Here is a 24549-nt window from a genome sequence, read left to right as displayed (position 1 = left end):
TCTCCCTTCGACCCTTAATCCAACAGCAGATGCATTCGTCCTGTCGCGATGGGCTTGCCCTTGTCCGCCTGCCAGCAAACGGCATCGGCGTTCACAACCCGGCGCCCGACGCGAACAAGCCGGGCCTGCGCATAGCTGTCCACCATCAGCCCACCGCGCAGGAAATCGAAAGACATGTTGATCGGTTTGGGCCAGGGCTCCCTCCGATCCTGCGCGACGGCCTCAAGACATGCGAGTTCCAGCAGACTGGCAATGACGCCGCCATACAGAAACCCCGATCGCCCTTCGAGCGAAGGAGCAGCGGGCATCATCAGGACGGCGGATTCGCCATCCAGCGCAACGCTCCGGATGCCCAGCATCTGCGCGTAGGGCGTGCGAACGATCATGACTCGTCCGTGAAGAAGAAGCTGGCGGTTGCCGTGGCGATCGGCGCCTGCGGGTCGCCATCATGCACATCGCAACGGGTGAAAGCGACTTTGCGCGTTATATGATGACAATGAGCGCGCGCATGGAGGCTGTGCCCTGCCCTTGCTGGCCGCAGATAATCAATATGCAGGTCGAGCGTAGCCATCCCCCGCCACTGCCGCGTGCGCGCTATGATGGCGGAACCCGCCGCCGCATCGACCAGCGATATGATGGGTCCGGACGATACCAGGCCCGCATCGGCATCCATCAGAAATCCGGGAGCGAAAGGGCAAGCCAGTTCCGCCCAGTCCGGTCCGTGATCGACAGTATAGATGCCCAGCAACGCATGATGCCCCCGCGGCGGCAGGTTCTTCAATCGCTCGAAGGCATCTTCTTCTTCCACCGTTCAGGCGTTCCCGCGCGGTTCACGCGGCAGGCCGAGCCCCCGCTCCGCGATCAGGTTGCGCTGGATCTGGTTGGTGCCACCGTAAATGGTGTCGGCGCGAGAGAAGAGGAACAGGTTGGGCAGCGTATCCCATTCATATTCAGCATGATCGCTGATCTCGCCGCCCTGGCCCAACACGTCCATGGCGAGTTCCCCAAGGTCGCGGCGCCAACTGGCCCACTGAATCTTGTAGGTCAGCGCCGCGCCGTCGATTTTGGAATGATCGGTTTGCGACAGCATGCGCAAGGCCCCGTACCGCATCAGCCGCAAGCCCACTTCCGCTTTGGCGAGGCGCTGGCGGATCAGCGGATCATTCGCCGCGCCATTGGCCTTGGCCGCAGCGATGATCTCGTCAAGTTCATTGCGGAATCCCATTTGCTGACCCAGCGTCGACACACCCCGCTCGAAGGCCAGCAGGCCCATCGCGATCCGCCACCCGTCGCCCACCGCGCCGATCAGGCTGTCAGCCGGACACCGCGCGTCGGTGAAGAAGGTTTCGTTGAACTCCGCATCACCGTTGATCTGGCGGATACCCCGAATTTCGATACCCGGCTGATCGATGGGCATCATCAGGAAGGTGAGGCCCTTCGGCCCCTGCGACCCCTCTTCCGTACGCGTCACGACGAAGATCCAGTCGGAAATATGGGCAAGGCTCGTCCAGATTTTCTGGCCGTTCACGACCCATTCGCCGTCTTCAAGCCGCGCCTTCGTCCGCACGCTCGCCAGGTCCGAACCGGCATTGGGCTCGGAAAAGCCTTGACAGAAAATGGTCTTGCCGCCCGCAATGCCCGGCAGAAAGCGCTGCTTCTGCTCCTCGGTGCCGAATGTCAGGATTGTGGGACCGGCAAGCTCGATGCCGATATGGTTGACGCGACCCGGAACGCCCGCTCGGGCATATTCCTCGGCAAAGATCACCTGCTGCGCCAATGTCGCGTCGCGCCCGCCCCATTGCGATGGCCAACCGATGCAGGACCAGCGGTGCGCGGCAAGCTGCTGCTCCCACTCCTTGCGCCGTTCCGGGCTGCCGGTCAGTTTGGTGACGCCCTTGATGTCGCGAAATTCGCCCGCCATCTGGCCATTCAGCCAGTCGGCGCACTCCTGCCGGAACAGTTCTTCTTCTGGGGAAAATCCGAGTTTCATGCCGCTTCTCCCAGGATCATCGTGGCGATCTTCTCACGATGCCAAACATTGGCGCCAAGCATCGTCTGAAGCGCACGGGCGCGCTTGAAAAACAGATGCGCGTCATGCTCCCAGGTGAAGCCGATGCCGCCGTGCAACTGAATCATGTCACCGGCGCAGCGGAAATATGTGTCGGTGGCAAAGGATTTGGCGGCATGAATGGCCATCTCTGCCTCCTCGGCGCCCTCATCCACGGCGCAGGCGGCCCAATATACCGCCGACCGGGCCTGCTCGATCTCCACCATCATGTCCGCCAGCCTGTGCTTATAGGCTTGAAACGACCCGATCGGTCGACCGAACTGAATCCGCTCCTTGGAATAATCGACCGTCCGATCGAGACAAGCCTGCGCGCCGCCCAGTGCTTCCGCAGCCGCCGCGATAAAGCCAGCGCGATGGGCAGCGGCCAGCGCAGCCACCGGGTCAGCAAGCCGCTCGCCCGCCACATTGTCCAGCTGCACATGAGCGAAGGGCCGGGTCTGGTCCATGCTCGTCTGGCTCGCCACGCTGACGCCCGGCGCATCCGCGCGGACAATCCAGACCTGCCGCATGTCGGTCACTACGAACATGTCGGCAGCGGCGCCATGGGCGACGAAACGCGATCCGCCCGTCAGCCGGTCGCCATCCGACCGGATATCCGCACCATAGAAATAACCGCCGATCACCTCGCCAGAGATCAGGCGCGGCAGCCACTCATTCTGCTGCTCCGCATCACCGCCAGCCGCAATCGCCTGAGCCGCTTGCACAAGACTGCTCAGCATAGGCAATGCCGCCACCTGAGCGCCTGCCGCCTCAGCGATGATCGCCAGCTCCACCATGCCCAGACCTGCGCCGCCAGCGCTTTCCGGAAGTCCGATGCCCGATAGCCCCAGTTCCTGACAGAAAGCCTGCCAAAGCGCCCGGTCGATGCCGTCGCCCGCCATCGCCTTGCGCGTGCGCTCGCTAGTGGCATTCTCCGCGAAGAAGCTGCGCGCCGTCTCCGCGATCATTTGTTGTTCGTCGGTAAATGCGAATTCCATCTCGGCCGCCTTTAAATATGCTGGCGGAGATCCTTGCCCCGGCACCCGACGGGGCCAGCCGTCCAGTTGCCCGGCGGCTCTCTCCTGCCAATGACGGTCGGCAGTCATGTCCCGCCAAACGCCGTTCACATCCTGCTATATGAGCTTATTTTCCTTTTCAAGCGCTCATATGCGGAATTATGAAATATTTAAATTCCGAATTTCACTGTTCGGTTCAACTTTAGCTGCCGACCGTTTGCGCGTCCGTGATCCGCACTACGCGGTTACTGAACTTCACAGTTCTGACAGCCAGGGAGGTTTCGACATGATTTACCCCCTCCATCGACAGAATCTGCCCCGACGCCATCTTGTGAAGGTCGTCAAGGTCATCATAAAGGCATGTCGCCATGATGTTGCACGGCCCCAATGTGATCATCACGGCCTTGATCAGCGGTATATGCGCGATGTCGCGCGCGATCTGTCGCACATGACTGACGTCAGCCTGCACCGCGATGAAGGCCACATTGGTCGCCTTCTCAAGCTTCAATCCCGTCAGAGCGGTGAAGGCGATCAGCTTTTCCTGCTGCAACCGCTTGATCCGTCCTCTGACCGTGCCCTCATTCACGCCCAGATCGGCCGCGATCTTGCGGTTGGACACGCGCGCATCCTGCGCCAATATGTCGATCAGCTGGTGATCCAGCTCGTCGAGATCGGGCCTCTTCATGCAAGCCTCCTGCGATCAATCGGCGCGGTGTCCAGGCCATAGCGGACAATGTCGAGCCCGATCGCAGGCGTCATCGATCTTATTCCCCGTACCTTCGACAAACGATCCGTGATCAGCGAGGGAAGCTCATCAATGTCACGGAGCGTCAAGAGCAGGCTAATCTCATAATTACCCGTCACCAGATGCGCGGCGAAGACTTCAGGAAATACAGCCAGTTCTTCCGCTACGTCCAATGCCGACCGCCCACTCACCTGAACCGCCAGGTGGATGAGGACATGATAGCCATGCACCGCAAAATCGGACACGGCCACAACGCGCAGCATCCCCGCATCCTCCATCCGCCGAATGCGCGTCGAAACGGTGGAAGCGATCAGGTTGAGGGATTCCGCGATCTGCTGATTGGTGGCCCGGCCATTTTGCCGCAGCTGTTCGACAATCTTCCGGTCCGTCTCGTCGAACGCAAACGTCTCGCTCATATACCCACTCAACCTCTTTCAACCGCTGCTCTTGCCAGCAAAGGGCAAAAAGGTCGAATCGAAAGCACATCCTCCGGCCAGCAGCATCGCCAGCACCATCCAAGGGTTGGAAGCAGGGGGCATGCCATCAGTCTCGCAAAAGCGATCCGCCATTCACATGCCAAAGCTGCCCGTTGACCCATTCACCGTCGTCGGAGGCCAGGAAGGCAACCGCACCCGCAATGTCGTCGGGCTTGCCGAGGCGACGGTGCGGCAAATTCTCCAGCATATTGTCCACATAATCCTGCGTCAGATGCTGGGCAACCGCTTCGGTCAGGACGACCCCAGGACAAATGCCATTGGCGCGGATGCCCTGCTTACCGAACTTGCGAGCGACGTGCCGGACGAGCGCATGCAGTGCATTTTTCGTCATCGGGTAGGCAACCTGCATAGGATTGCCCGAAATGGCGGCACCCGATGAGGTATAAACCATCGCGCCACCCCCACGCTCCAACAGCACAGGAAGCGCCGCCTGGGTCGCCAGAAAATGGCTCTTGGCATTGATCGCGAAGGACCGATCCAGCACCTCTTCCGAGCAGTTCAGCACATCGATGTCGCCTTCGGTGCCACCCGCCAGATTGCTGTGATAGAAGTCGAGCCGCCCAAACTCGGACAAGGCGGCTTCAACGATCGCCGCCTGAGACGCCGCCTTCGTACCGTCGAGCACCACGCCTATCGCACGTCCACCTTCCTCGCGGATAGCTCGCGCAGTCTCTTCGGCCCACTCGCCAACAATGTCGCCGATCACGACCGACGCACCTTCGGCCACCAGCCGCCGCGCCGTGGCCGCACCGATACCGCGTCCACCGCCCGCGACGATCCCCGCCTTGCCTTCCAATCCGCGCATCATATTCTCCAATATGTCAAATCGCCGGGCGCCTGTTCTTCCACGGCGCGGCGCCTTCCAACTGCCCGGCTAGGCGAAACAGCAGCGCCTCGTCGCCATAGCGTCCCGTAAACATCACCCCGATCGGCAGGCCCGCCGATGACATGGCGAGCGGCACCGACATGGCAGGCTGGCCAGTCATGTTCGCAATCTGGGTAAAGGGCGAGAAGACCGCCGCGCGCTGTCCCCACGCCGCAAAATCGACATCAGGGGTCAGGCTGATCTGCCCCAGCTTCAGCGGCGGAGCGGCCAATGTCGGTGAAAGGATCACGTCATAATTTCCCATGAACTGCGCCATGGTTATAGCGGCTGCCTGCAACGTGTTGTTCGCGCGAGCAAAGTCCATGCCGGTCGCCTTCTGCCCATAGCCGACAAAGCCCAGCGTGATCGGCTCCAGCACATCCGGCCCGACCGCGATGCCCGTCGCCTTGGCGCGATCCATCATGTCCGCAGCCACGGACGAACCGATCAGCACGAAACTCGCCGCGCCCATCGCCGCAATGTCCAGCTTCGGTGCCGCTTCCTCGACATGATGGCCCAGGCTCTCGCACAGCCGCGCCGCCTTGCGCGCCGCTGCCACGCATTCCGGGTCGACCGGCGATCCAGCAGGCGCATTCAGCATCAATGCTATCCGCAATCGGCCCGGAGCCTTCCCGACTTGCGACAGGAAAGTCTCACCCGGCGTCGGCGCGGCATAGCGGCCGCCCGGCTCTGGCCCCTGCGTGGCATCCAATATGGCGGCGGAGTCCCGCACACTGCGGGTGACGGCATGATGCACTGACAGTCCACCCCAGCCTTCGGTGCGCGGCGGCCCCATAGGTACGCGTCCCCGGCTAGGCTTCAATCCGAACAGCCCGCAACAGGATGCCGGAATGCGGATCGACCCGCCCCCGTCAGTCGCGTGAGCGGCGGGCAGAACCCCCGCAGCCACCGCCGCCGCAGCACCGCCCGACGATCCGCCCGTAATCCGGCTCACGTCCCAAGGGTTGCGCGTGTCGCCAGTCAGCTTGTTCTCGGTCGTCCCGGTCAGGCCCAGTTCCGGCACCGTCGTCTTGCCAAAGATGACGAAGCCAGCCTTCTCGATGCGCCGCACCAGCTCGGACGTTACCTCAGGTTTGTATCCCTTGTAGAAGCGGCTCCCGTTTTCGGTCGGTAGACCCGCAATATAGGTGTTGAGGTCCTTCAGTAGCCAAGGAACGCCGCTAAACGGCCCTTGCGGTAAACCCTTGGCAATCGCCGCGCGACCATAATCATAATGTTTCTGCGCAAGGAAGTTGAACCGGGGATTCAGCACCTCCGCCTTGCCGATCGCCGCCTCCAGCAACTCGCCGGGCGAAACCTGCTTCTTGGCGACAAGTTCAGCCAGCCCAAGCGCGTCGTGCGTGTCGAGCGGAGTGGAGCGCGGCGTCGCAGCCTTGCCAGTGCCCGCCAGCCCCACAAGCGCCGCACCGCCTGCCACTGTTTCCCGGCGTGTCATGTCCATTTCTATCTCTCCAAGAGGTTCCTTTGGCGTGACAGCCATAGGGGATCATCCACCGCCGCCCGGTTCGCCCTGAGCCTGTCGAAGGGCCTCACTCTCTTTTTGCAGAAGAAGAGGGCTTCTACATTCGAACGAGACAAGCGGCTCGTTCGAACAGCCCGAAGGGGCCTGGTGGGTGCAAATGGACGTAATCCGCGCTATGCTTCTGCCGCCGCGCTCTGATCCGCATAATAGCGCGCATAATATTTGCGGAACTGCGGGATCGGGCCATCACCATCGCAGATGATCGGGTTCGGCTCGAATTTCTGCCGGTCCCACACGACCTTGTCCTGATCGAACTGCTTGCAGATGTCGCGGATGATCGCTTTGGCGACGCCTGCGCGCTCGCCTTCAACCTGCGCCTTGGGCTGAGTGAAGCAGAAGCGCACATGCACATGATCGAGTTCGACCGGGGCCAGACAGGCAACCAGCAGCGTCTCCGAAATCCCGGTAAAGCGCGTCCAGCTTTGCCCCGGCCCCATCGTATCATAGCTGATACACCCATCGACCTCGCCCCAGGGCGTGCCCATCTTCGCCTTCACGTCTGCCCCACGGCCCCACTCGCCCCAGCGCAGTTCGCCCAGCGGCACGTTCGCGGTGCCGTGGATGAAACGGAAATGCGCTACGTCCACGCCATTTTCCGCCATATTCTGAAGCGAACCCCACACATTCCACTCATGAACCTCATAATCGGTCCATTCAGGATCGCTCGCCTCTGGCAGCACCGCGACTTCGAACAGTGGCGCGACGTCCTGCGGGTGATACCAAGCCCAGATAAAGCGGTTTTCCTCAGTGATGTGCCAGTTGCGCGTGCATTTCCGCTTCACCTGCGGGGGGATGTTGCGGGCGTAGGGCACCTCTTTCACCGCCGCCTCGTCGCCATCATAGCGCCACGCGTGGAAGGGGCATTCCAGCAGATTGCCATGCACCTTGCCGCCATGGCCCATATGCGCGCCCAGATGCTTGCAATAGGCGTCCAGCATGCGAACCTTGCCGTCCTCACCCCGCCAGATCGCCAGATCCTTGGAGAAATAGCGCAGCGGCTTCACCTCGCCGACCTGCAACTCCGACGACAGCAGGATCGGATACCAGCCAAAGGGAATGCCGATATTGAGGTTACGCTCCTCGATCGACGCGCGGTCCTTCACTTCGGCCATCCGCCAGTCGAGCAGGTCCTGTCCTTTCAGCTTTTCAAGGATTTGCCAGACAGCAACGGGCGGCGTGCGCGCATCAGTGGCTGCGCTGGTTTCGGCATTGGACATGGAAAGCTCCGTCAGATTATTTAAAGGCCAAAGACCTTGATGGCGTTTTCGCGCAGAAACTTCGGCCAGACTTCGTCCTTGAAGGGGACATTCTGCATGTCGCTGAATATACGCTCCAGGCTGAGTCCCATCGGGAAATATCCGGCGTAGATGATCTTGTCCGCGCCGCGCGTATTGGCGTAGTCGATGATCGCCTTGGGATAATGTTTTGGCGCAAAAGCGCTGGTCGAATAATAGAGGTTCGGCCATTTCAGCATCAGCTTGACCGCCAAGGCTTCCCACGGCTCCGCACCATGGCGCATGACAACCTTCAGGTCAGGGAAGAACCAGCAGACCTCATCCAGATGCTCGACCTTCTGTGTTTCCATCGGAATACGCGGCCCCGGAATACCGGCATTGAGCAGCACGGGTAGCCCCAGTTCGGCGGCAACCGTATAGAGCGGGAACATATATTTATGATTGATCGCCACCTGCGGCAGCGTGCCCGCCGGGAAGACACTGATCGCCGACAGCCCGACCTCGGCATGGATGCGCTTGATCCGCCTTACTTCCTCCATGCCCTTGTTGGGATCACAGGGCAGGTCGAAGAAGAAGCGGTCGCCGTACATTTCCTTGGCGCGATAAGATGTGGCGTTGTCGCTCCACCCGACCAGCGCCTTGTCGATGCCATATTGGTCCATCTGCTCGACGGTCCAGGACACGAAATCATCGACCTTGCCGGTCTGCGGAATGTCCTTGAACATATATTGCGCGGGCATCGCGAACTGCTGGAGCGTCTGCTGGTCCTTGATCAGCGGACGGAAGGGATCGAACCAGGCGGAGCGGTCTTCCGCGTCCGGAATACCCAGCATGCAATCGATTATCTTTATGTCCTTGGGCATGCCCATGGGAACTCTCCTGTTCAGTTGTTTTCGGCCAACTCGGGCCACAGCGCACGAAGCGCGATCTTGTTGATTTTCTGCGACTGGTTGCGCGGCAGCGGCTTGGCCGAAAAAGCGACACGCACTGGCGCCTTGTACGGCGCGAGCCTGCCCGCCACCCAATCGATGACACTACGTTCGTCCAGGCCATCCGCCTGAACCACCGCGACCAGGGCCTCGCCCAACCGCTCGTCCGCAATGCCGAACGTCGCACATTCTGTGATCTGCGGCATTTCGCTCAGGACGCGCTCGACTTCGGCGCAGTAGATATTCTCGCCGCCTGAAATCACCATGTCCTTGGCGCGATCGACGATGAAGATATAGCCTTCCTCATCCTGATAGCCGATGTCGCCAGTGCGCAGCCAGCCATCGGTCGTAAGGCTCTTTGCCGTATCCTCCGGCCTGTTCCAGTAGCCATTCATGATCATGGCACTGCGCACGATGATCTCGCCGGTTTCATTGGGTCCACAGACCGCGCCGTCCTCCCGCTCAATCCGCAAATCCACCAGCGGCAGCACACGCCCGGCCGACGCGCGCCGAGCCAGAAAGTCCGCGCCTACCGCCTGAGCGATCGCGCCCGATGTCTCGGTCATGCCATAGCCGGTCCCGATCATCGCGTGGGGGCACAGCTTACGCACCTCTTCCAGCAGGTTCAGCGGCAGCGCCTGTCCACCCGATCCGATGTTCCGCACGGAACCCAGGTCCGCATCCTTCGTGCGTGCGCGGTGCACCATGTCCCACAGCATCGTGGGCACGGTCGACAGCTGCGTCACCCGCTCCCGCTCGATCAGCCGGACAGCCTCATCCGCATCCCAGCGGCGCATGACGACGATCTTGCCGCCCGACAGGAATGGCGCGAGGAAGCCAGCGCCCAGCCCCGAAATATGAAAAAGGGGATAGACCAGCAAAATAGCCTGAGGCGGCACCTGCGCCGCGATGGCTTCCACCGGAGCCCCATATTCGCGCGCCATGTTGTGCAGCACCATCATTCCGGTCAACTGCGTGCCCAGTAATCCGGTAATCAGACTGCGGTGTGATAGCACCGCGCCCTTTACCCGTCCGGTCGTTCCCGATGTGAACAATATGGCACACGGATCGCCCGGTCCCGCAGCCGCATTGTTCGCGATCGGAGACGTGTCATCACCCCACGGCTGCGTCACGTCGATCAGACGCCCCGCATAACCTCCGTCGCGCAGCAGCGCCGCCCTTTCGGTGTCCGCCAAAACGAGGTCCGGCGTAACCTCCTCGACCATCGCGTGAAGCTCGGCGGGCGACCCGCGGCTATTGAGCAACGCCGCAACACCGCCCTGCTTCACAACCGCCAGAAACGCCACCACCCACTCCGCGCGGTTGCGCATGCAGATTGCGACCCGCTGCCCCCGCTCGACGCCCAACCGGGCGGCCAGCTCATCCCGCCAGGCAAACATATCCGCAAAGCTCAGCCGCCGCTCACCCTCCGGCCCGTCAAAATCAACGATACAGACCTGCTCTCCGAAGCGGCGCGCGCCTTCTATCAATTGATTGAGGTCCGACGGCGCGTTTACGAAAAATCGCAGCCCATCCTGCTCGCCAATCTCAAAGGGCGTGCCCGGCGCAGTGACTGTAGCGAAAATTGGGTCGATCTTGCTCATGCTATCCTTGGGATCACTCTACCGCCGTGGAATTTCCCGACGAGAGTTGGCGCCGAAGCCGCAGCCCCCGCGCGTTCCCGACATCCTCTATCCTCGACTCGTCGCCTGCTTTTGTTGAGGCCGACTTTATTCCCTCATTCGCGTAATTCAACAATATTATTTTTCCGCACGTTCCAGGCTGCCGTTGATACTTCCTCCGCAAGCGAGGAACTGGCTGAAATACCCTGAAATCGAAAAGATTTTCGCACAATCTCAATCTAAGAAATAGCGGATCACAACCTCATTCCGATGCCGTCATATATCCGTTACGACGCCCCAAAACATCCATATTCGGAATTTATGGATTTACAAATTACGAATTCTGAATGATCCTGAGTCGCATCGCACCGGTCTCGGCAAGAGTGTGATTCTGTTTAGGTGAGGTTCTGGACGTCGAATGAGCGAGGATTTTCAAGGCCGCGTCGCCATCATCACGGGCGGCAGCGATGGCATCGGCCTCGCGACCGCCACCTTGTTGGCGCAGCGCGGCGCTCAGGTCGTCATCTGCGGCCGCAGGCAGGCGCTGCTCGACAGCGCGCGCGACAGCATCTCTGCACAAGGCGGCCGGATCGAAGCAATCCAACTCGACGTCACTGACACCGATGCCCTTGCGGCGATGGTCGAAGGCACCGCGCAAAAATATGGGCGTCTCGACATGCTGGTGAACAACGCCATGTCGACCCATTATGCGCCGATCAGCAAACTGACACTGGAACATTGGCGCAAGGATTTCGCCGTCAACAGCGACGCCGCCTTCGTCAGCACCAAGGCCGCCCTGAAAGTAATGGCTCAGGCGGGCAAGGGATCGATCGTCAACATCGCCTCGACCTGCGGCATCCGCGCGACCGTGAACATGGCAAGCTATTCCGCCTCAAAGGCCGCGCTGGTGCACTTCACCGCCGCCGCCGCGATGGAGGCGGCGCCACTGGGCATCAGGATAAACTCGATCATTCCCGGCCAGGTGCAAACCGCACCCACCGAACTGTTCTCGGCACGCGCAGCGGACACTGCCGCTCGCACCACCGCAGCCATACCGATGCAGCGTGGGGGCCAGCCCGAAGAACTGGCCCATGCCATCGTCTTCATGCTGTCCGACGCTGCAAGTTACATCACGGGAACAGCTCTACCCGTCGATGGCGGGAAGGCGGCTCAACTTTACATGCCGAGCTGAGGCCCGAACCAGTGACATCCAGAACTGAATAGTCCGGCACACGCAAATAGACTTCGGCGCGTCCGCATTCGTCACAACTACGAACCTTATAATATCTATGGGAGAGATATTGATGGCCAAGACATATACATGTGCAGCGCTACAGCTGATCATCGGGGTCAGCGGTCTGGCTCTTGCCAACCAATCAATGGCACAGACCAGCGCGACACCTTCGGAGCCGGGGCTCGACGAAATCGTCGTCACCGCCCAGAAGCGCGCACAGAATCTTCAGGATGTCCCCATCGCCATCAGCGCGATCAGCGCCGAAAAGGTGGAACAGCTCGGCATTCGCGACAGCCGGGACCTCAGCGGCCTTGCTCCAAACGTCGTCGTGACGCAGGGCACCACGAGCAACAGCGCGGCGGTCTTTTCCATGCGCGGCATCTCAAACGGCGGCAGCGAAAGCTTCGGCATCGATGCTGCCAACGGCCTTTACGTGGACGGCGTCTATATCGCGCGCGGCGGTGCCATGGGCCTTAGCGTCATGGACATTGAACGGGTGGAGGTTCTGCGCGGGCCGCAGGGCACCCTGTTCGGCCGCAATACAACGGGCGGCGCAATCCACTTCATTTCCCGCGCGCCCTCATCCACCTTCCGGCTGAAGGCGGAGGCTGGCTACGGCAATTTCAACGCCTGGAACGGCAAAATTTCCCTCGATCCCGGTGAGATTGCAGGCATCTCAACCACCTTCTCCTACAGCCACAGTGAACGTGACGGGGTTATCGACAACATTCTGCAACCCCGCGACTCCCGCGATCCGGGCGCTCGAAAGTCAGATGCGTTTCGCGCTGGCGCCAAAATCGACCTGGGCGGAACCGGCAGCATCCAATATGTTTTCGACTGGAACCGTATCAAGGGCACGCCGCTGCCCTTCATCCTGACCCATCTCGCCGATGGCACGCCCAATGCCCCCATCACCGTCGATGGTCGGCAGGCGCTGGTGACGCAGCAGGCGCCGGTCGCTCAATATCTGGCGGGCGCGACCTTCGCCGATCCCGAATGCGCGGCACTGGCCACCCCCCGCCGCACCTACCGGCACGAAGTCTGCAACAACATCCTCAGCCGCGCCGTCGATAAGACCTGGGGTCATAACCTCCAAGTCCAGAATGATTTTGGCGGGTTCAAAGTCAAGTCGACCACAGGCTATCGTTTCTGGAACAGCGACTATGTAACCGATCTGGACGGCCTTGGCGCGTTTAGTGGCCCGGCCTTCTCCAACGCAACATTGTTCAATGGAATGCCTGCATTCCTGCTTCAGCAAATTCCCACCATACCGGCCGTCGCCATTCCGTTCATTTCTGCCGCGCCGGTGCCGACAGTCAGCCAGGATTTGTTCTTCGTCGACAATAAACGGCGCCACAAGCAATTCAGCCAGGAAGTCGAAATTTCCGGCGACAGCAGCTCGCTGGACTGGGTCGTTGGCGGCTTCTACTTTTGGGAGAAGGGCTCCGAAAACGGCCGTCAAAATAGCGGTTTCATCCTGGACACCAACTCGGTCTTCCTCGCCAATTTCGGCCCTCTTGGACCGGACTTCGCCGCCAACAATCGAGCCCGTTACCGGCTCGTCCAGACGCTTGCCCGGCTTGACTACACTACATCGAGCGAGAGCACTGCGGTCTATGGCCAGTTCACCTTCTATCCGGGTGGCCGTGACAGTGGCATCCGCTTGACTGCGGGCGGCCGTTACACCTGGGACGAAAAGAAGATGATCCGTCTCCAGAACGGCGCAGCCCCGCCTCCCGTCCCGGAATATGGCGCTGCCAAATTCAGCAAGTTCACCTGGAACCTGATGGCGGGCTATGATGTCGCCGATGGCATCAACGTCTATGCGCGCGCCGCCACGGGCTATCGTTCGGGTGGCTTCAATTCTCAGGACCCCGCGCTCACCGGCACCAACCAGCTGGGCAGCTTTGAACCGGAGAAGGTGACCTCCTACGAAATCGGGGCAAAGACGGAATTGTTCAACCGCCGCCTGCGCCTGAACGTCGCGGCCTATCACAACATCTACGACAATTTGGCTGTTATCGGCCCGGTCACCGACGCTCCAGCAGGCACATTTGCTACCCGCATCATCAACGCGGGCAAGGTCGTCTATAATGGCGTCGAAGCCGAAGCGCAGGCGGTCCTTTCCGACAACTTCTCCATCGATGGCAGCATTGGCTATATCGACATAAAATATAAGGAGTTCCTGGCCGGACAGTCGCCCGTGGCCGGGGAGCCTCCGGTCAACATCGCGTCGATCGCAACGCCCGGCTATACATCACCTCTGACCGCCAATGTGGCACTGAACGCGCAATTCCCGCTGAACTGGGGCAATGCCACCCTGCGCGGCCGGATCGGCTATACGCACGAGGACGGCAAATATAATTTCAGCAGCAGCCTCGGTTCCCCGTTCAACGAACAGATCAAGGGCGATAATATCGACCTGATCGACGCACAGATCGGCGTTGACGGCATTCCTCTGGGAACGGGCGAAGGCGAAGTCCGCCTGTGGGTGAAGAACCTCACCAACGCGAAGGATTTCGTTCGCGGCATCGACTTCGGCCAGCTCGGCTATGCGGGCGGATATTATGCCGAACCGCGAACCTACGGCATCACCGTCGGCGCCAAATTCTAACCCTTTTCGGGGCCATCCCGCCCTCCCATGCCCCGTCTCCTCCCGGAGGCGGGGCCTTTTTCTGCCTGGCCTTGGCGATCATTTCACTTCGCATTCAGGCTCATTGCGCTAAAACAAGAAACCGACCTAGCGCGAAGGGATACGCCGAACTTGCTGAAATCATTGGCCGCCGCATCCCTTCTTGCCCTGTCTTCAGGCTTCATTGCGACAGCCAATGCCGAAACCTATTATGTGAGTTCCACGCTGGGCGACGACAGCTTCAACGGCACCTCACCAACGCAGCCGTGGCGCTCTCTCTCCCGCCTATCGACTTTCCCGCTGCAACCCGGCGATCAGGTCAAGCTGATGGCGGGATCGGTATGGCGAGAGCCTCTAACGCTCACCCGTTCCGGAAGTGAAAAGGCCCCCATCACCGTCACTTCTGACGGAACAGGTCCCCGTGCGCGCATTGATGCAGGCGGCGTTTCTCCCCATGCCGTCGGCATCATCAATACAGATTATGTGACGGTCAGCGGCCTCGAAATCACGAACGACAGCCCCCTTCCCGCCCACCGCACCGGCCTTCTCATATCGGCCGAGGATCGCGGCATCACGCGCGGTATCCGTGTTCGGGACATGTACATTCACGATGTACGCGGGACCAACGACCGAAAGGATAATGGCGGCATAGTCTTCCGCGCCACAGGGCAAAAGCTGCCTACCCGTTTCGACGACCTCATCATTGAACGCAACATCGTCTGGCGCGTCGATCGATCCGGCATAGCCGGGATCAGCGATCAGGTAACATCCTCCAACTGGTTTCCCAGCGAAAAGGTCGTCATCCGTGACAATTATGTGGAAGATGTGGGCGGCGACGGCATCGTACCACGGGGCACCAATGGCGCGCTCATCGAACATAATATCGTGCGTTATGCGGGCAGCCGCGCGCCCGGCTATAATGCAGGCATCTGGCAATGGAGCACGGACAACAGTCTGATACAGTTGAACGAGGCCGCCTATACTCGGACCCGTTACGATGGTCAGGGCTTCGATTCCGATTTCAACTCCCGCCGCACGACGTTCCTCTACAACTACAGCCATGACAATGCAGGCGGCTTTCTGCTCATCTGTTCGCCCGGCCAGGACGACAGCGCCAATATCGGCAACCACGGAACAGTCGCGCGCTTCAATGTCAGCCGCAATGACGGCACGCGCATATTCCAGATCGCAGGCAATGTGTCAGACGCGCTGATCGAGAAAAATGTCGTCCATGTCGGAAAGGCGATGGACGTGCAGATGGTCGTCGCGACGCAATGGGACGGATGGGCGCGCGGCGTCCGCTTCCGCAGCAATGTGTTCAAGGTTGCGGGGACTGCCCGCTACGGTAGCGAGATCGGGCGCAACGGCCCTGACTATCTGATCAAGGCGGGCTTTGACCCAGCGGAATCTTTCCGGTTCAAGGGCAATAGCTATCTGGGCAGTCATGTCGATGCCCCCGATGACGGCGGCGCCCAGATCGAAACCAGCTATGAAGAACAGCCTGCTGACTGGCAGGTGCCCGTCTTCGACCCCGCCAAACCGGACGGCTTTCCCGAATATATCGCAAATCATCGGCTGTGGATGCTGGGCATGCTGCGCCGCGAACTCGGAACTTTCGTGAAACTGAAGCAGCCCCGCCGCCTTCATGTTTCAGAAGTGCGGAGGTAGAGCATCTTGGCCACGCCACCTCTCTATGACATGCTGATCGTCGGCGGAGGGATAAACGGCGTCGGCATCGCGCGCGATGCGGCTGGACGCGGCTACCGGCCCCTTCTGGTGGAACAGGACGATCTTGCCAGTCAAACCTCCTCCGCCTCGACCAAGTTGATCCACGGCGGCCTGCGTTACCTGGAATATGGCGAGTTTCGGCTGGTCCGTGAATCCCTGATCGAACGGGAACGGCTTTGGCGCATGGCGCCTCACATCATCTGGCCGCTTGCCTTTCTGATGCCGCAAAACCTCTCGACGCGCCCGGCATGGTTGGTGCGCCTCGGCCTCTTTATCTATGACCATCTGGGCGGCCGACGGAAATTGCCCGGCACACGCACGATCGCGCTCGATCGATCGCCCCTGGGAAACAGCCTTGCGAACCGCAAGGGACGCGGCTTCCTCTATTCGGATTGCTGGGTCGAGGACAGCCGCTTGGTGGTGCTGAACGCGATGGACGCGGCCAAACGCGGCGCGCAAATTGCAACCCGCACCCGCCTGCTCCACGCCCGCCGGGACGGGTCAGTCTGGTCGGCCACCATCGCGGATGCGCATGGCGTGAAGGAAGTGCGCGCACGCATTTTGGTCAATGCCGCAGGCCCTTGGGTCGCCGACATCATCGCCCGCTCCGGCCTCCATAGCCGCCGGAAAATCCGCCTCGTAAAGGGCGGTCATATAATCGTCCCGCGCCTCCACGAAGGGGACCATGCCCTCACGCTTCAGCATGTTGACGGCCGCATCATCTTCGCCATTCCCTATGAACATCACTTCACGCTGATCGGCACCACCGAGCAAGAATGGCACGATCCACCGGGCAAACCACAAATCAGCGAAACCGAGATCGACTATTTGCTCGGCGTCGCAAACAGCTACTTCGCCCGGAAAATCGCGCGCGAAGACATAATCTGGTCCTATTCAGGCATCCGCCCGCTTTATGACGATCAGGCGGGCAATGCCTCCGCCGTCACCCGCGACTATGTTCTCGATCTCGACAGCGAAGGCGCTCCCCTTCTCAGCATCTTCGGCGGCAAGATCACCACCTACCGGAAACTGGCCGAGCAGGCGCTCAACCTCCTCACGTCTCAGGGGATCGAGACGCAGGGCGCCTGGACCGCGAACGCACCGCTCCCAGGCGGGGACATGCCCGGCGGGGACTTCAGCGCCTTCGTGCAAGAATTGGAGCGCCAATATCCCGCCCTGCCCCATTCGCTCCTCCACCGCCTGGCCCGCGCTTACGGCACCTGCGCCCTGAAATTACTGGGCGCGGCCGAAACGCTGGACGATCTGGGGGAGATGTTCGGCGGCGACCTCAGTCGTGCGGAAGTCGATTATCTTGTCAGGGAAGAATGGGCACAGACCGCCGAAGACATTCTCTACCGCCGCAGCAAGCTCGGCCTGCACCTGACGCCGGAGGCAAGCGAGGCGCTTGCCCGCTATCTCGACCATCCTGTTTCATGCCGATCCGATGCCCGGAATGAATGAAGCACAGCGCCCCAGGTGGGGAGATGGGTCTTTGGGACGCTGTGCTTCTCTCCCACAGTGCGACCCGAGGGAGTTGAGGCAGCGCGACATGGCAGGACGATCCCGCACATGATCGCGGTATGTCTGTAACAGGGACCGCGCAGGCTCGATCGATATCCTGCGCCCGCCCGAACGGATGACTAATTCAGCCCCGACGGCAAATCGCGTGGCCAGGCGGCCCAAATTTCAGCAATGGAGAAAAAAGGATAAGCGGTTTCATCGCGTCATGTCCTGCTTCGGTAACCCCGCTGTCTCAATCAAGAGATCGGAAGCTTTGCGTCCTGCCGTCACCAGCAGTTTGCCTTTTCGTCAGATCACTCGCCGCAGCGCGCTTCTCTGCCTTGGGGATTATTTAACCGAATTATCGCCTCAAGTCAAATATTTGTGGCTAAAAAAAGAGGCGGTCTGACAACTTTGCTGCCGATCCATCTGTAGTTGTTCATCTCTTCCCAACAAGCCGCAGCCCCTTCCCCGGAATGATTTGAACCGATAACAGCATCATGCGACGCCAGCGAAACAGGTGGGATAAGAATGACGGATCAGTTGATCATCTTCGTGCAAAATGGCGTCGGCCGCATCCGCCTGAACCGGCCAAGAGCAATACATGCGCTGACCACCGAAATGTGCGCCGCCATGATCGATGCCCTGCTCGCCTGGCGTCACGATGATGACGTGTCAGCCGTCATGCTCGACCACGCCCCCTCCCCCGATGGCGATCCCAAATTGTCACGCGGCTTCTGCGCGGGCGGCGACATCGCCATGATCGCCATCAGCGCGAAAGGCGACTTTTCGGAAGCGGAACACTTCTTCCACACCGAATACCGGCTGAACCATCTGCTGTTCACATATGAAAAGCCCGTGATCGCCTTCATCGACGGCATAGTCATGGGCGGTGGCGTCGGCATATCCGATCCGGCGCGCTTCCGCATCGCGACGGAACGCACCGTCTACGCCATGCCCGAAACAGGCATCGGCCTGTTCCCCGATGTCGGCGGCGGCTGGTTCCTGCCGCGCATGCCGGGCCGGACCGGCACATGGCTAGCCACCACCGGAGCCCGCATCAACGGAGCGGACTGCGCGGCGATCGGCATCGCCACCCATTATATGGCCTCGGAAAAGCTCGACGCCGTCAAGGCCCGGATCATCGCCGACCCCGACGGCATCGGCGAAATCCTCGACGAGATGAGCGACCCGCCGCCCCCCTCCCTCTGGGAAGCACAGCGGGCCGACATAGACCGGCTGTTTGCCTCCAACCGCTACGAAGACATCCTTGCTGCCCTGCGCGCAGACGGATCGGAATGGTCACGCGCGCAGCTAGAGGTTCTCGCAACCAAATCGCCCCAGACGATCAAGGTTGCCCTGCGGCAAATGGCAGAAGGCGCGGCCTTCACGGATTTCGCGGCCAACATGCGCAATGAATATCGCATCGCCTGCCACGTCATCCGCCGCCCCGACTTCATCGAAGGCGTGCGCGCCGTCATCTTCGACAAAGACAATGCGCCAAGATGGAACCCGGCCACCCCCGAAGAGGTGACGAATGCGCTTATCGACAGCATCTTCGCACCACTCTCACCGGACAGGGAATGGACACCGCTTCCCGAACTCGGAGAGTGAATATCTGGCGCCCATTCCCCCCTATACTGCGATGGCACATGGCAATATGAAATCCGGACAGATAATCGGTATTGTTGAAAGGGAGACGACTTGATGAGGCACCTGGCCCTAACCACTCTGACCTTGGCGATTGCTGCCCCCGCCGCTGCGCAAATGCAGATCAAGCCGATCGCCCCACTCACCAAGGGAGAGTTGCCGCTCTACCCCAACGACAAGACCCCCGATAATGAGCAATGGGAGCATGCCAGTGCTCGATATGGCCCACTGGTCATCGAAAATGACACCGTCCGCAACGTCACGCGTCCCACCATAACGCCCTATCTGCCTGATCCTGCCAAGGCCACTGGAGCGGCGGTACTCGTCGCGCCCGGCGGCGCCTTCATGACGCTGTCAATGTCCAGTGAGGGTGAAGTCATCGCCCGCTCGCTCGCCGAGCAGGGCATCGCCGCCTTCGTTCTCAAATACCGCCTCAACGAAACGCCGCGGGACAGCAAAGCCTTCATGGCCGCGATAGGTCAACGCATGGCGCAGGCCGCCCGCGGCACCCCCAACATGGAAATCAAGGAACCACGCGCCACCCAGGATGCTCTTGCGGGCTTGGCCATGGTCCGCAACCGAGCAAAGGAATTCCGCATCGATCCGACTCGTGTCGGCATGATCGGCTTTTCCGCAGGCGCCATGACCGCTCTCAATGCCGCGCTGGAAGGACAAGGCGAAGCACGCCCGGCTTTCATCGGCTATATCTATGGCCCCATGACTGCCGTCACCGTACCCGCCGACGCGCCACCCATGTTCAATGCCATCGCTCTCGACGATAACCTTTTCAAAAAGCAGGGATTCGGCATTGTCGAAGCATGGCGCAATGCGCGCCGCCCGGTCGAACTTCACGCCTACGAACGCGGCGACCATGGCTTCGGCATCGGTCGCCCAAACACCACTTCCACTGGCGTCCTGCCACAATTCGTCGCTTGGTTGCGCATGCGCGGAATTTTGAAACAGCAGGTTCCACAATGAGCGAACGGGCCTTGATCCGGATTCCGCTTTATGCCCCGCCAATCAGTCACACATCCCAAACGCCGCTAGCCGCCGCATCCCGCGCATATTCGGAAAAGCGTCTCGGCTTGCGGCCCAAAACCCGCTCAACATCGTCCGTAACATAGGCCAGCTTGCCGTCAGCGATACCAGAATAGGTATAGGCATATTCCTCGGGCAACCCGTTCGACAGGATCGACTCCCGAAATGCGTCGAAACTGATGGGGGTGAAACTGATCTTCCGTCCCGCCGCCTTCGTCAACGCATAGGCGGCTGCTTCAAAGCCTATCGATTCCGGCCCGGTCAGCTCATAAATCTGTCCACTATGCCGACCGTCCAATAACGCCTCTGCCGCGACAGCAGCGACATCTTCGATATCGATAAACGGCTCGGTCGCGTCACCGACCGGCAGCACGATCTCACCCGCCAGCACCGCGTCGAGGAAGAACATTTCCGAGAAATTCTGCATGAACCATGCCGGACGAAGGACTGTCCAGTCCGCCGCGCTCGCCCTGAGTCCGCCTTCAACCGCATCCAGAAAGCCCTCATCGGCTCGCCCGGAAAGCAGCACCTGCCGCTTAACCCCGCAATCGAGCGCAAGCTGTGCAAGCCGCCCAATCTGTGCGCCAGCATCGGGATGCGTATTGTCATGATGCGCGATATAAAGGCCATCCGCGCCCTCCAGCAGAGGTTTCCAGCTGGCCTCATCCTCCCACGCAAACGGCTGCGCCGCGCTACGCGAACCAATGCGGACAATGTGACCAAGAGCCGTCAGACGATCGGCCAGACGACGACCCGTCTTCCCCGTGCCGCCGACGATGAGAATGGTCGATTTCTGGCTCATTTCTATCCCCTCGGCTGCCATCAGCATATCAATTACAACGATGAATGTAACCTGGCGCCCGCTTTGTCCATGAAGAGTTCCTATACCGGCAGCTCTCCCGGCGACTGGCGCGTTAGCCAAGGACAGGCTATCAGCCCGTCATGAGCGAGGATATCCGCCACATTCTCGATCGCCTGCGTACGCCGCCCGACAATGTCGTGGCCCGCGCCCGCCGTATGGTCGAAGCTTATGTGCCGGAGGATCGTCGTGGCCCCGGTTGGGACCGCCACTGGCGCGAACTGGAAGCCTATATAGAATTGCCCGGCCGCTGGATCGGCGGAGAGAAAACCGAAGATGACGTCTGACAAGATCACCGATCTCCTCGTCGCCCGCCTTGTTCGCGACCACGGCCGCAGCAAGCATCACTGGCGCAAGCTACTCGGCGCCGTTCGCCTCTACAGCCGCGCCACCCATCCGCATTGCAACTGGACGATCACACCAACCGGCACCTTCCATGAAGTTTCGGTGATCGAAGGGCTGATGGATGACCTTAGAATGCGTTATCCGGTGATCAGCGGCTGAAGCGACGATCCGCCTTCAGGCCGATCTCATCAACTGCCTGCTTGCGTATTAACTGGCGGTGCCAGCGGGTTGGGATCCTTCACTTCGCCTTTTTCGATCCTTTTCTCCGCTTCGCCGCTTTCCTGATCGCCACCGGCCAGCGGTGATCCCCGTTCCGGCGGCGGTGTATCGTCCCGGCCTTCTGCCGGTTCATCAGATGATTGGCCGCTCTTCCTGTCCTGCTGCATCCGACTTTTCCTTTTTGCTGCTATCTTTGGTCAACGCCGTGAGGGCAGCAGATATCCATGCGCGAAGCTGACGCTAACATCGGCATGTCGGTTAGCTTGGCATCCCAATGCCATCGAAGGCGTTCAGCCACCATGGCACGCGCGCTCAAGGTCTATCGCACCCCTATCGGCTTCCACGACGCCTATGTCGCTGCGCCCAGTCAAAAGGCGGCGCTGGCAGCCTGGGGCGCCGACGCCAATCTTTTCGCGCGCGGTTCTGCCGAGCAGGTCACCGAAGCAGAATTGATGCGGGAACCACTCGCCAATCCCGGCAAGGTCATCAAACGACCACGCGGCAGTGAGGCGGAACATCTGGCATCCCTTGCCAAATCACCGCAGCTACCCGGCAGGGCGAAATCCCGCCCGGGAAAAGCGACTCCTCCCAACTCGCCACCGAAGCGCGAATCCCCTCCAACACCACGACCCAGTCGGGGACCACTCGACAAGGCGGAAGAAGCCCTCGCCCAACAAGAGGAAAAAAGTAGGGCGGCGCTGAGACAACTCGAAGAAAAACAGGCGCAGCTTCGCATGCAGATCGAACAGCTGCGCAAGCAGCAGCAGGCCGCCGATCGTCAGCTGGCCGAACGCGTGGAAAACGAACGCCGGAAATATGATACCGCGCTTGAACGCTGGCGCGCGTCATGATCGATCAACCCGCCAAAAAGATAAGGATTATTACCGCTTCCCGCCAACAGCTTGGCACCAGATCGACTTTGCATCGTTATCGTCATTCAGGAGGGGTCTTGAATGGACACCCGTGAAGACATTGTTGCGATAGGGCTGCTGACGCAGAACGATATTAAGCGGCTTGGCGAAAGTTTTTCCCGGCTCTTCCCGCTCCCGCGCGACGGCGCCTTCGACGATCTGATTAAGGCGATCGATGAAGCCGACCGCGAAAAGGACCGCCGTCCCAAACCATGATCGGCTGCCCATTGGCTTGGCTCAAGGGCTAAAGGAAAGTCGGGTCCGGCTGTAAAGCTTCGACCTTATAATGGTCGGGGCAACCGGACCCGGTTCCGCGAGATTGGGGGGAACCTCGCGGAAGCCGCAAGCTCCCCGAGCACCGGCGACTGAGCAGCATTCTACAATGACGCGGCTCTGCAAACACTGACGCTTAATGCTGCCAGTCCGGCGATTTGGGAGGAAGCCAAATCTCCTTTAGGAGAGTTGACGGAAAGCAGTGCTATCCCCATGGAATCGCAACTGGCTATCCCGATAACAGCAGGCTTGAGCAGGCCGCCGCTGTGCCGTTATGACGCAACCATGCGATCCTCCCTTTTGCCGCTTTTGCTTGCCCTGTTTATCGCTGGGTGCGCGTCGTACCAGCCCGTATCGGACACGCCGGTTCGCGTCGGGTCGCCCTATACGGTGCGCGGCGTCACCTATGTTCCCGCGCAACAACCGGGCTATGATGAGGTCGGCTATGCCAGCTGGTATGGAAATGAATCAGGCAACCGTACCGCGCGCGGAGAGAAGTTTCGGCCGAGCGGGATCAGCGCGGCCCATCCCACCTTGCCGCTGCCTTCCTATGTCGAGGTGACGGAGCTGGGCAGCGGCCGCACCGTGCTGGTTCGCGTCAATGATCGCGGTCCCTTCACGCGCGGGCGGATTATCGACCTTTCCCGAGGGGCAGCGGAAGCACTCGGGATACGTAATCAGGGGCAAAGCGCCGTGCGCGTCAGGCTTGCCGAACCCCGCGAGAAGGATCGCCAACGCCTGCGCAAAGGCAAGCAAGCGAGCGAACGGCCGCCGCTCACCGGCGAAGCCCTTGCCGCGCAACGCCGCCGCCTTCTTGCACCACGTTGAATTTGGCCTCGCCTTGACGGCCAACCGCTGTATAGCGGCATATATACCTCAGGCGTCAGGCGTCGCATGCATCGGTTCCTTGTTCTGCTCCTTCTGCTCGTTACCGGCTTTGCGTTTGAACCCGCTGAGGCGCGCGAACGCGGGCCTTTGGTGTTGGCCGCCGCCAGTCTCCAGGAATCGCTGACCGCCGCCGCCGATGCCTGGACGGCGCAGGGACATGACCGGCCAATCCTTTCCTTCGCCGCTTCCTCCGCCCTCGCCCGGCAAATAGAGGCCGGGGCGCCTGCCGACCTGTTCTTGTCGGCGGATGAGCCTTGGATGGATGCGATCGCTGCGAAAGGGCTCGTCCGTCGCGGCACCCGTGTTCCACTGCTCACCAACCGGCTCGTCCTGATCGCACCGGCGGGCAACGGCACGAAAATGACGATCCGCCGCGACTTTCCCCTCGCTCGTGCAATCGGCAATGGCCGCCTCGCAATGGCTGACCCAGACAGCGTTCCGGCCGGAAAATATGGAAAGGCGGCGCTTGTGGCACTCGGCGTTTGGCCAGCGCTATCCGGTAAAGTGGCTGCGGCGGAAAACGTCAGGGCGGCCCTTGCGATGGTGGAGCGACAGCAGGCGCCCTTTGGCATCGTTTATGAAACCGATGCGCGGGCTACGAACGCCGTCCGTGTCGTCGGTGTTCTTCCTGCGGCCAGCCACCCGAAAATCACCTATCCCCTAGCGCTGCTAAGGCGCTCCACCCATGCGGAAGCGGCGGGATTCTATCGCTTTCTCCTATCTCCACGCGGCAAGGCGATCTTCCGCCGCTACGACTTTGGGACGCGATGACG

Annotated in this window: 25 protein-coding genes and 1 riboswitch; of the genes, 12 read left to right on the top strand and 13 right to left on the bottom strand. The window is 60.7% G+C overall.

Features of this window, described 5'->3' with window-relative positions:
* Positions 1 to 14: 14 nt before the first annotated feature.
* The 11 genes from ACZ5TB_RS14735 to ACZ5TB_RS14685 form a co-directional block, all read right to left on the bottom strand.
* The gene (locus ACZ5TB_RS14735) at positions 15 to 386 is read right to left on the bottom strand and encodes a PaaI family thioesterase (RefSeq protein ID WP_464780344.1); all 372 of its coding nucleotides are present in this window, start codon (positions 384 to 386) and stop codon (positions 15 to 17) included.
* Positions 383 to 808 (bottom strand): PaaI family thioesterase, encoded by a 426-nt coding sequence (locus tag ACZ5TB_RS14730; RefSeq protein ID WP_464780345.1) that lies wholly within the window; start codon positions 806 to 808, stop codon positions 383 to 385. The genes ACZ5TB_RS14735 and ACZ5TB_RS14730 overlap by 4 nt, the downstream gene beginning before the upstream one ends.
* 3 nt (positions 809 to 811) lie before the next feature.
* Positions 812 to 1990 (bottom strand): acyl-CoA dehydrogenase family protein, encoded by a 1179-nt coding sequence (locus tag ACZ5TB_RS14725; protein ID WP_464780346.1) that lies wholly within the window; start codon positions 1988 to 1990, stop codon positions 812 to 814.
* Positions 1987 to 3045 carry an acyl-CoA dehydrogenase family protein gene (locus tag ACZ5TB_RS14720; protein ID WP_464793161.1) on the bottom strand — a complete coding sequence of 353 codons (1059 nt, stop codon included), beginning with the start codon at positions 3043 to 3045 and terminating at the stop codon, positions 1987 to 1989. The genes ACZ5TB_RS14725 and ACZ5TB_RS14720 overlap by 4 nt, the downstream gene beginning before the upstream one ends.
* Before the next feature lie 220 nt (positions 3046 to 3265).
* Positions 3266 to 3748: an Lrp/AsnC family transcriptional regulator gene (locus ACZ5TB_RS14715; RefSeq protein ID WP_464793160.1), complete on the bottom strand. Its 483-nt coding sequence runs from the start codon at positions 3746 to 3748 to the stop codon at positions 3266 to 3268.
* A complete protein-coding gene (locus ACZ5TB_RS14710; RefSeq protein WP_196227172.1) occupies positions 3745 to 4224 on the bottom strand; it encodes an Lrp/AsnC family transcriptional regulator in 480 nt (159 codons plus the stop codon). Before ACZ5TB_RS14710 ends, ACZ5TB_RS14715 begins: the two co-directional genes overlap by 4 nt.
* 127 nt (positions 4225 to 4351) lie before the next feature.
* A complete protein-coding gene (locus tag ACZ5TB_RS14705; RefSeq protein WP_464793159.1) occupies positions 4352 to 5113 on the bottom strand; it encodes an SDR family NAD(P)-dependent oxidoreductase in 762 nt (253 codons plus the stop codon).
* Positions 5114 to 5126: 13 nt separating this feature from the next.
* Positions 5127 to 6626, bottom strand: coding sequence for an amidase (locus tag ACZ5TB_RS14700; protein ID WP_464793158.1), 1500 nt, complete (start codon positions 6624 to 6626; stop codon positions 5127 to 5129).
* Between the two features lie 200 nt (positions 6627 to 6826).
* Complete coding sequence (locus tag ACZ5TB_RS14695; RefSeq protein ID WP_464793157.1) at positions 6827 to 7930, bottom strand: Rieske 2Fe-2S domain-containing protein; 1104 nt, start codon at positions 7928 to 7930, stop codon at positions 6827 to 6829.
* A 20-nt stretch (positions 7931 to 7950) separates the two neighbouring features.
* Positions 7951 to 8817 carry an amidohydrolase family protein gene (locus ACZ5TB_RS14690; RefSeq protein WP_464793156.1) on the bottom strand — a complete coding sequence of 289 codons (867 nt, stop codon included), beginning with the start codon at positions 8815 to 8817 and terminating at the stop codon, positions 7951 to 7953.
* A 14-nt stretch (positions 8818 to 8831) separates the two neighbouring features.
* Positions 8832 to 10481: a class I adenylate-forming enzyme family protein gene (locus ACZ5TB_RS14685; RefSeq protein ID WP_464793155.1), complete on the bottom strand. Its 1650-nt coding sequence runs from the start codon at positions 10479 to 10481 to the stop codon at positions 8832 to 8834.
* Positions 10482 to 10917: 436 nt separating this feature from the next.
* Between ACZ5TB_RS14685 and ACZ5TB_RS14680 the strand changes: the two genes are divergently transcribed.
* The 6 genes from ACZ5TB_RS14680 to ACZ5TB_RS14655 all read left to right on the top strand — a co-directional run bounded on the left by ACZ5TB_RS14680 (position 10918) and on the right by ACZ5TB_RS14655 (position 20221).
* The gene (locus ACZ5TB_RS14680) at positions 10918 to 11691 is read left to right on the top strand and encodes an SDR family NAD(P)-dependent oxidoreductase (RefSeq protein WP_464793154.1); all 774 of its coding nucleotides are present in this window, start codon (positions 10918 to 10920) and stop codon (positions 11689 to 11691) included.
* 112 nt (positions 11692 to 11803) lie between these two features.
* Positions 11804 to 14347, top strand: a complete 2544-nt coding sequence (locus ACZ5TB_RS14675) for a TonB-dependent receptor (protein ID WP_464793153.1) — start codon at positions 11804 to 11806, stop codon at positions 14345 to 14347.
* A 150-nt stretch (positions 14348 to 14497) separates the two neighbouring features.
* A complete protein-coding gene (locus ACZ5TB_RS14670; RefSeq protein WP_464793152.1) occupies positions 14498 to 16033 on the top strand; it encodes a right-handed parallel beta-helix repeat-containing protein in 1536 nt (511 codons plus the stop codon).
* Between the two features lie 30 nt (positions 16034 to 16063).
* Positions 16064 to 17554 (top strand): glycerol-3-phosphate dehydrogenase, encoded by a 1491-nt coding sequence (gene glpD / locus ACZ5TB_RS14665; protein ID WP_464793259.1) that lies wholly within the window; start codon positions 16064 to 16066, stop codon positions 17552 to 17554.
* 274 nt (positions 17555 to 17828) lie between these two features.
* A riboswitch (cyclic di-GMP riboswitch) is annotated at positions 17829 to 17906 on the bottom strand.
* Positions 17907 to 18124: 218 nt separating this feature from the next.
* The gene (locus tag ACZ5TB_RS14660; RefSeq protein ID WP_464793151.1) at positions 18125 to 19207 is read left to right on the top strand and encodes an enoyl-CoA hydratase/isomerase family protein; all 1083 of its coding nucleotides are present in this window, start codon (positions 18125 to 18127) and stop codon (positions 19205 to 19207) included.
* Positions 19208 to 19300: 93 nt separating this feature from the next.
* The gene (locus ACZ5TB_RS14655) at positions 19301 to 20221 is read left to right on the top strand and encodes an alpha/beta hydrolase (RefSeq protein ID WP_464793150.1); all 921 of its coding nucleotides are present in this window, start codon (positions 19301 to 19303) and stop codon (positions 20219 to 20221) included.
* Between the two features lie 46 nt (positions 20222 to 20267).
* On the opposite strand, the gene ACZ5TB_RS14650 is transcribed toward ACZ5TB_RS14655, so the two are convergent.
* Entirely contained in the window at positions 20268 to 21083 is an 816-nt protein-coding gene (locus ACZ5TB_RS14650; protein ID WP_464793149.1) for an NmrA family NAD(P)-binding protein, read from the bottom strand.
* 140 nt (positions 21084 to 21223) lie between these two features.
* On the opposite strand from ACZ5TB_RS14650, the gene ACZ5TB_RS14645 reads away from it, so the two are divergent.
* Together ACZ5TB_RS14645 and ACZ5TB_RS14640 are read left to right on the top strand one after the other, a co-directional pair.
* Entirely contained in the window at positions 21224 to 21427 is a 204-nt protein-coding gene (locus ACZ5TB_RS14645; RefSeq protein ID WP_464780361.1) for a hypothetical protein, read from the top strand.
* Complete coding sequence (locus ACZ5TB_RS14640) at positions 21417 to 21644, top strand: hypothetical protein (protein WP_464780362.1); 228 nt, start codon at positions 21417 to 21419, stop codon at positions 21642 to 21644. Before ACZ5TB_RS14645 ends, ACZ5TB_RS14640 begins: the two co-directional genes overlap by 11 nt.
* Before the next feature lie 29 nt (positions 21645 to 21673).
* Here the strand turns inward: ACZ5TB_RS14640 and ACZ5TB_RS14635 are convergent, their stop codons facing one another.
* Positions 21674 to 21871, bottom strand: coding sequence for a hypothetical protein (locus ACZ5TB_RS14635; RefSeq protein ID WP_464793148.1), 198 nt, complete (start codon positions 21869 to 21871; stop codon positions 21674 to 21676).
* A gap of 132 nt (positions 21872 to 22003) precedes the next feature.
* Between ACZ5TB_RS14635 and ACZ5TB_RS14630 the strand changes: the two genes are divergently transcribed.
* The 4 genes from ACZ5TB_RS14630 (at position 22004) to modA (ending at position 24547) form a co-directional block, all read left to right on the top strand.
* The gene (locus ACZ5TB_RS14630) at positions 22004 to 22555 is read left to right on the top strand and encodes a hypothetical protein (RefSeq protein WP_464793147.1); all 552 of its coding nucleotides are present in this window, start codon (positions 22004 to 22006) and stop codon (positions 22553 to 22555) included.
* A gap of 102 nt (positions 22556 to 22657) precedes the next feature.
* A complete protein-coding gene (locus tag ACZ5TB_RS14625) occupies positions 22658 to 22831 on the top strand; it encodes a hypothetical protein (RefSeq protein ID WP_464793146.1) in 174 nt (57 codons plus the stop codon).
* Positions 22832 to 23173: 342 nt separating this feature from the next.
* Positions 23174 to 23716, top strand: coding sequence for a septal ring lytic transglycosylase RlpA family protein (locus ACZ5TB_RS14620; protein WP_464793258.1), 543 nt, complete (start codon positions 23174 to 23176; stop codon positions 23714 to 23716).
* Positions 23717 to 23782: 66 nt separating this feature from the next.
* Complete coding sequence (gene modA / locus ACZ5TB_RS14615) at positions 23783 to 24547, top strand: molybdate ABC transporter substrate-binding protein (protein WP_464793145.1); 765 nt, start codon at positions 23783 to 23785, stop codon at positions 24545 to 24547.
* The last annotated feature ends 2 nt before the right edge of the window (positions 24548 to 24549 follow it).

This window comes from Sphingobium sp. TomTYG74 (genome assembly GCF_055393875.1).
The sequence above is the reverse complement of the archived record's forward strand: the minus strand, read 5'-3'. Positions and strand labels throughout refer to the sequence as shown.

Coding starts and splice junctions, on each gene's coding strand:
- ACZ5TB_RS14735 (WP_464780344.1), bottom strand. CDS start 386: ATGATCGTTCGCACGCCCTACGCGCAGATGCTGGGCATCCGGAGCGTT.
- ACZ5TB_RS14725 (WP_464780346.1), bottom strand. CDS start 1,990: ATGAAACTCGGATTTTCCCCAGAAGAAGAACTGTTCCGGCAGGAGTGC.
- ACZ5TB_RS14720 (WP_464793161.1), bottom strand. CDS start 3,045: ATGGAATTCGCATTTACCGACGAACAACAAATGATCGCGGAGACGGCG.
- ACZ5TB_RS14715 (WP_464793160.1), bottom strand. CDS start 3,748: ATGAAGAGGCCCGATCTCGACGAGCTGGATCACCAGCTGATCGACATA.
- ACZ5TB_RS14710 (WP_196227172.1), bottom strand. CDS start 4,224: ATGAGCGAGACGTTTGCGTTCGACGAGACGGACCGGAAGATTGTCGAA.
- ACZ5TB_RS14705 (WP_464793159.1), bottom strand. CDS start 5,113: ATGATGCGCGGATTGGAAGGCAAGGCGGGGATCGTCGCGGGCGGTGGA.
- ACZ5TB_RS14700 (WP_464793158.1), bottom strand. CDS start 6,626: ATGACACGCCGGGAAACAGTGGCAGGCGGTGCGGCGCTTGTGGGGCTG.
- ACZ5TB_RS14695 (WP_464793157.1), bottom strand. CDS start 7,930: ATGTCCAATGCCGAAACCAGCGCAGCCACTGATGCGCGCACGCCGCCC.
- ACZ5TB_RS14690 (WP_464793156.1), bottom strand. CDS start 8,817: ATGGGCATGCCCAAGGACATAAAGATAATCGATTGCATGCTGGGTATT.
- ACZ5TB_RS14685 (WP_464793155.1), bottom strand. CDS start 10,481: ATGAGCAAGATCGACCCAATTTTCGCTACAGTCACTGCGCCGGGCACG.
- ACZ5TB_RS14680 (WP_464793154.1), top strand. CDS start 10,918: ATGAGCGAGGATTTTCAAGGCCGCGTCGCCATCATCACGGGCGGCAGC.
- ACZ5TB_RS14675 (WP_464793153.1), top strand. CDS start 11,804: ATGGCCAAGACATATACATGTGCAGCGCTACAGCTGATCATCGGGGTC.
- glpD (WP_464793259.1), top strand. CDS start 16,064: ATGCTGATCGTCGGCGGAGGGATAAACGGCGTCGGCATCGCGCGCGAT.
- ACZ5TB_RS14660 (WP_464793151.1), top strand. CDS start 18,125: ATGACGGATCAGTTGATCATCTTCGTGCAAAATGGCGTCGGCCGCATC.
- ACZ5TB_RS14655 (WP_464793150.1), top strand. CDS start 19,301: ATGAGGCACCTGGCCCTAACCACTCTGACCTTGGCGATTGCTGCCCCC.
- ACZ5TB_RS14650 (WP_464793149.1), bottom strand. CDS start 21,083: ATGAGCCAGAAATCGACCATTCTCATCGTCGGCGGCACGGGGAAGACG.
- ACZ5TB_RS14645 (WP_464780361.1), top strand. CDS start 21,224: ATGAGCGAGGATATCCGCCACATTCTCGATCGCCTGCGTACGCCGCCC.
- ACZ5TB_RS14640 (WP_464780362.1), top strand. CDS start 21,417: ATGACGTCTGACAAGATCACCGATCTCCTCGTCGCCCGCCTTGTTCGC.
- ACZ5TB_RS14635 (WP_464793148.1), bottom strand. CDS start 21,871: ATGCAGCAGGACAGGAAGAGCGGCCAATCATCTGATGAACCGGCAGAA.
- ACZ5TB_RS14630 (WP_464793147.1), top strand. CDS start 22,004: ATGGCACGCGCGCTCAAGGTCTATCGCACCCCTATCGGCTTCCACGAC.
- ACZ5TB_RS14625 (WP_464793146.1), top strand. CDS start 22,658: ATGGACACCCGTGAAGACATTGTTGCGATAGGGCTGCTGACGCAGAAC.
- ACZ5TB_RS14620 (WP_464793258.1), top strand. CDS start 23,174: ATGCGATCCTCCCTTTTGCCGCTTTTGCTTGCCCTGTTTATCGCTGGG.
- modA (WP_464793145.1), top strand. CDS start 23,783: ATGCATCGGTTCCTTGTTCTGCTCCTTCTGCTCGTTACCGGCTTTGCG.